The 4268-nt window shown below is 69.7% G+C and carries 5 protein-coding genes; 1 reads left to right on the top strand and 4 read right to left on the bottom strand.

Annotated features, from left to right (window positions below):
- From CCN44_RS37000 to CCN44_RS36985, 4 genes are all read right to left on the bottom strand, one after another.
- Positions 1–848, bottom strand: an 848-nt coding sequence (locus CCN44_RS37000; protein WP_086703093.1) for a hypothetical protein, incomplete at its 3' end; no start/stop codon positions are given.
- Positions 849–862: 14 nt separating this feature from the next.
- Positions 863–1159: a DUF4193 domain-containing protein gene (locus CCN44_RS36995; RefSeq protein ID WP_003997302.1), complete on the bottom strand. Its 297-nt coding sequence runs from the start codon at positions 1157–1159 to the stop codon at positions 863–865.
- Between the two features lie 405 nt (positions 1160–1564).
- Positions 1565–2812, bottom strand: a complete 1248-nt coding sequence (locus tag CCN44_RS36990) for a sensor histidine kinase (protein WP_086703090.1) — start codon at positions 2810–2812, stop codon at positions 1565–1567.
- Between the two features lie 4 nt (positions 2813–2816).
- Positions 2817–3470 carry a response regulator transcription factor gene (locus CCN44_RS36985; RefSeq protein WP_007387794.1) on the bottom strand — a complete coding sequence of 218 codons (654 nt, stop codon included), beginning with the start codon at positions 3468–3470 and terminating at the stop codon, positions 2817–2819.
- Positions 3471–3880: 410 nt separating this feature from the next.
- Here CCN44_RS36985 and CCN44_RS45285 point away from each other — a divergent pair, with 410 nt between their 5' ends.
- The gene (locus CCN44_RS45285) at positions 3881–4054 is read left to right on the top strand and encodes a hypothetical protein (RefSeq protein WP_023546087.1); all 174 of its coding nucleotides are present in this window, start codon (positions 3881–3883) and stop codon (positions 4052–4054) included.
- The last annotated feature ends 214 nt before the right edge of the window (positions 4055–4268 follow it).

The raw sequence follows: 4268 nt of genomic DNA, 5'->3' as shown, positions 1-4268 counted from the left end.
GGCAGCCGGTCCCAGGGCACCTGGATCTTGCGCAGGTCGGCCCGGACGTGGGCCGCGAGTCTCTTGGTGTCGCGGCGGTTCATGACCGCCCCGACCGCGGCTCCCACCATGAACGGCATCAGGTTGGGCAGGTCCCGGACCATCCGCTTCATGATCTGCCGGCGCAGTTCGCGCTTCATCCGGCCGCCCAGGGCCGTGTCGTACGTCGACGGCTTGGTCACGTCGATCCCGCGCTCCTCCGACCAGGAGGACAGATACGCGGCGGTGCGGGTCTTGAGGTTGCCCGGCGGGCGTACGCCGTAGACCTCGTGCAGTTCGGCGATCAGTTTCAGCTCGATCGCGGCGACCCCGGTGATCTCCGCGGCCAGCTCGGTCGGCATGGCCGGCGGCACCGGCAGCATCGCCGCCGCTCCGACCCCGGCTCCGACCGCCGAGGTGCCGGCCGCCGCGCCCGCCACCAGTCTGTCGGCGAGTTCCTCGGGGCCGAGGCCGGGGAACTGCCTGCGCAGGGTCGCGAGGTCGCGTACGGGGATGCGCGGGGCGATCTCGATGATCCGGTCCGCGAGATACGCCAGCCCCGCGCGGGCCCGGCTGCCGCCCTTGCGGGCGCCTTCCCGGGCCAGTTCCCGGGTCTTCTCGCGGATCGCCGTCGCCCGGCGCCGGGCGACGGGTGCGGAGTGCTCCGCCGGGGCCGGCAGGTCGTCCCGGTCGGCCGCCGGCCCGAGCGAGGCTCCCGCTCCGGGTGAGCCCCGCTCGTCGTCACGCGCGCCGTGCGGGCCGTCGATCGGCCCTTGGTCCGCTTTCCGCAGGGGGAAGCGGCGCTTCCGCGGAGGGGTCGAGCCAGACACGGCCGACTCCGTCCTCAGTCGCAGTCGCGGCAGATCGGCTGACCGTTCTTCTCGCGGGCCAGCTGGCTGCGGTGGTGCACCAGGAAGCAGCTCATGCAGGTGAACTCGTCCTGCTGCTTGGGCAGCACCCGGACGGCCAGCTCCTCGTTGGAGAGGTCGGCGCCGGGCAGTTCGAGCCCCTCGGCGGCCTCGAACTCGTCGACGTCCACCGACGAGGTGGACTTGTCGTTCCGCCGGGCCTTCAGCTCTTCAAGGCTGTCCGAGTCGACGTCGTCGTCGGTCTTGCGTGGAGTGTCGTAATCGGTTGCCATATCGCTCTCCCCCTCTGGGTGTCTGCGGTGTCTCCAGCGCACGTAACGCGTGAGAGGCCGGACTTGTGCCCGACCTGAGGCGGAGATTTTGCCTCACATCAAGGTCTGTTACTCAATCGACACCCAACCCGACCCCTCAAGAGTGATCGGCTTGGATGGCGGTGAGGACCGTACACGGTTCGAATGCCGCACCTCAAAGGCGCCTCACCGTGTACTTCCCGTGATCAAGAGCCCTGAAAACCAGGACTTTCCCGGCTTTCCGCCTTCTGTCATGATCACCGTGCGTACATGGCCGGAAATCCGCCCATGTGATCGATCACACAAGAAGAAGCCCATCCGGCGGCCGAAAAATTCCGCGCAAAGCGAACAACCTCCGCGTGTGTCGGTCTCCGGGCGCCGCCCTGATCACAGCGGCAGGGTGACGCGCATCACCAGGCCGCCGCCCTCACGGGGCCGGGCCTGGATGTGCCCGCCGTGCGCCCGGGCCACGGACCGGACGATGGACAGGCCGAGGCCCACTCCCTTGTCGCTGCCCGTGCGCTCGGTGCGCAACCGCCGGAAGGGCTCGAAGAGGTTGTCGATCTCGTACGCCGGCACCACCGGCCCGGTGTTCGTGACGGTCAGCACCGCCTGCCCGTGCTCGATCTCCGTGGTCACCTCGACCCAGCCGCCTTCGAGCACGTTGTACCGCACGGCGTTCTGTACGAGGTTCAGCGCGATCCGCTCCAGCAGCACACCGTTGCCCTGCACCACGGCCGGCTTGCGCTCGCCACGGATGATCACGCCCTTGGCCTCCGCCTCGGCGTGCACCTGGTCGATGGCCTGCGTGGCCACCTCGGCCAGGTCGACCGGTTTGCGTTCGACGATCTGGTTGTCACTGCGGGCGAGCAGCAGCAACCCCTCGACCAGCTGTTCACTGCGCTCGTTGGTGGCGAGCAGCGTCTTGCCGAGCTGCTGGAGTTCCACCGGCGCGTTCGGATCCGACAGGTGCACTTCGAGGAGCGTGCGGTTGATCGCGAGCGGGGTGCGCAGCTCGTGGGAGGCGTTCCCGACGAAGCGCTGCTGGGCCGTGAAGGCCCGCTCCAGGCGCTCCAGCATGTCGTCGAAGGTGTCCGCCAGCTCCTTCAGCTCGTCGTCCGGGCCGTCCAGCTCGATGCGGCGGGACAGGTCCGAGCCGGCCACCTGACGGGCGGTGCGGGTGATCCGGCCGAGCGGGGACAGCACGCGGCCGGCCATCGCGTACCCGAACGCGAAGGCGATCACGGCGAGGCCCAGCAGGGCCAGCAGGGAGCGGCTGAGCAGGTTGTCCAGGGCCTCCTGGCGCTGCTGGTCGACACAGTGCGCGATCGCGTCGTTGAAGTCCGACAGCGGCAGGCTGGTGGTGTTGATCGCGGGGCAGTTCTCGCTGGAGACCCGGATCTGCGTCCCGCTGACGATCTTGAACAGCGGCTGGTTGCCGGTGCTGATCGCCTGGGCGGCGAGCAGATAGATGATCGACAGCAGCAGGATGCCGGCGATCAGGAACATGCCGCCGTACAGCAGCGTCAGCCGTATCCGGATGGTCGGGCGCAGCCACGGGAAGGGGGGCTGCGGCCTTCTGGGGTCCCAGGTGGGCTTCGGTGGCGCCTGGGGCGGCGCGGGAGTCGCGGCCACGGGATCAGATCCGGTAGCCGGAGCCGGGGACGGTGACGATGACGGGCGGCTCGCCCAGCTTGCGGCGCAAGGTCATCACCGTCACCCGCACCACGTTGGTGAACGGGTCGGTGTTCTCGTCCCAGGCCTTCTCCAGCAACTGCTCCGCCGAGACGACCGCGCCCTCGCTGCGCATCAGCACCTCCAGCACCGCGAACTCCTTGGGCGCGAGCTGGACCTCCTTGCCGTCCCGGAAGACCTCGCGGCGGTTGGGGTCGAGCTTGATGCCGGCGCGCTCCAGGACCGGCGGCAGGGGCACGCTGGTCCGGCGGCCGAGGGCGCGTACGCGTGCGATCAGCTCGCTGAACGCGAACGGCTTGGGCAGATAGTCGTCGGCGCCGATCTCCAGGCCCTCGACACGGTCGCTGACGTCGCCGGAGGCGGTGAGCATCAGCACGCGCGTGGGCATGCCCAGCTCGACGATCCGGCGGCAGACGTCGTCGCCGTGCACGAGCGGGAGGTCGCGGTCGAGGACGACCACGTCGTAGTCGTTGACGCCGATGCGCTCCAGGGCGGCCGCACCGTCGTACACGACGTCGACGGCCATGGCCTCCCGGCGCAGTCCGGTGGCCACCGCATCGGCGAGCAGCTGCTCGTCCTCGACGACGAGTACGCGCACGTCGCTTGTCCTTCCTGTGTCCACCCGCGTAGCGCGCTGTGCGCGCGTGCGGGCAGGGGTGTCCGTGAGGTGTGACCCCCATCCTGCCCTTTTCGGCCATAAGTCGGCTGTAAGGCGGGGGCGGACCGCAGGGACCGGGGTCGCGGGGCGGGAATACGAGATTTTCTCCTCCGGTTGAGGTTTCCGCCGAAGGGAGCTGGGGGAGGACGGCTTTACACCCCGCGATCACGCTCTGCATGTGCCGCAGCACCATGCGGTACTTCACCTCCGCTTCGCAGAGCGGGCGTGGGTGTCCGGCACCGTCGCCGCCCAGCAGGGCAGCGCTGGGCACCTGCGAGAGACGTGATCGCCCCTTCCATCCGGCACACCCCCGTGCCACCGACCCACGACCCAGGACGAGGGGGCGCAGCATGGACGCTTTCACCGCAGGACTTCTGCAGCGCATAAGGGCGACCGAGTCCGACCTGTCTCGGGCTCGTGACGAGGGCGACGACTTCCTCGTCGAGGTGGAGCAGGCAGAGCTCGACGACCTGCGACGCCTCGCCGCCGAACACGGTGTGGAGGTCGGCGCGTCACGCGTCTGATCGGCCCGAAAGCGCAACGAGGGACCCCGGCGAATCCAGCGCCGGGGTCCCTTCGCATGCCGGGATTTCTTCACGTCCGGGGGCCCTCCGGCATGCCGGGACCCCTTTTACGTCCGGGGCCCCTCCGCGCGCCGAGATCCCTTGACGTCCGGGGTCTCCCCGCACGCCGGGACCCCTTCGCAACGCCCGGGTCTCTTCACATCCGGGGGCCTGC

Source organism: Streptomyces tricolor (assembly GCF_002155905.1).
GTDB lineage: Bacteria > Actinomycetota > Actinomycetes > Streptomycetales > Streptomycetaceae > Streptomyces > Streptomyces tricolor.
The sequence above is the reverse complement of the archived record's forward strand: the minus strand, read 5'-3'. Positions and strand labels throughout refer to the sequence as shown.

Coding starts and splice junctions, on each gene's coding strand:
- CCN44_RS45285 (WP_023546087.1), top strand. CDS start 3,881: ATGGACGCTTTCACCGCAGGACTTCTGCAGCGCATAAGGGCGACCGAG.
- CCN44_RS36995 (WP_003997302.1), bottom strand. CDS start 1,159: ATGGCAACCGATTACGACACTCCACGCAAGACCGACGACGACGTCGAC.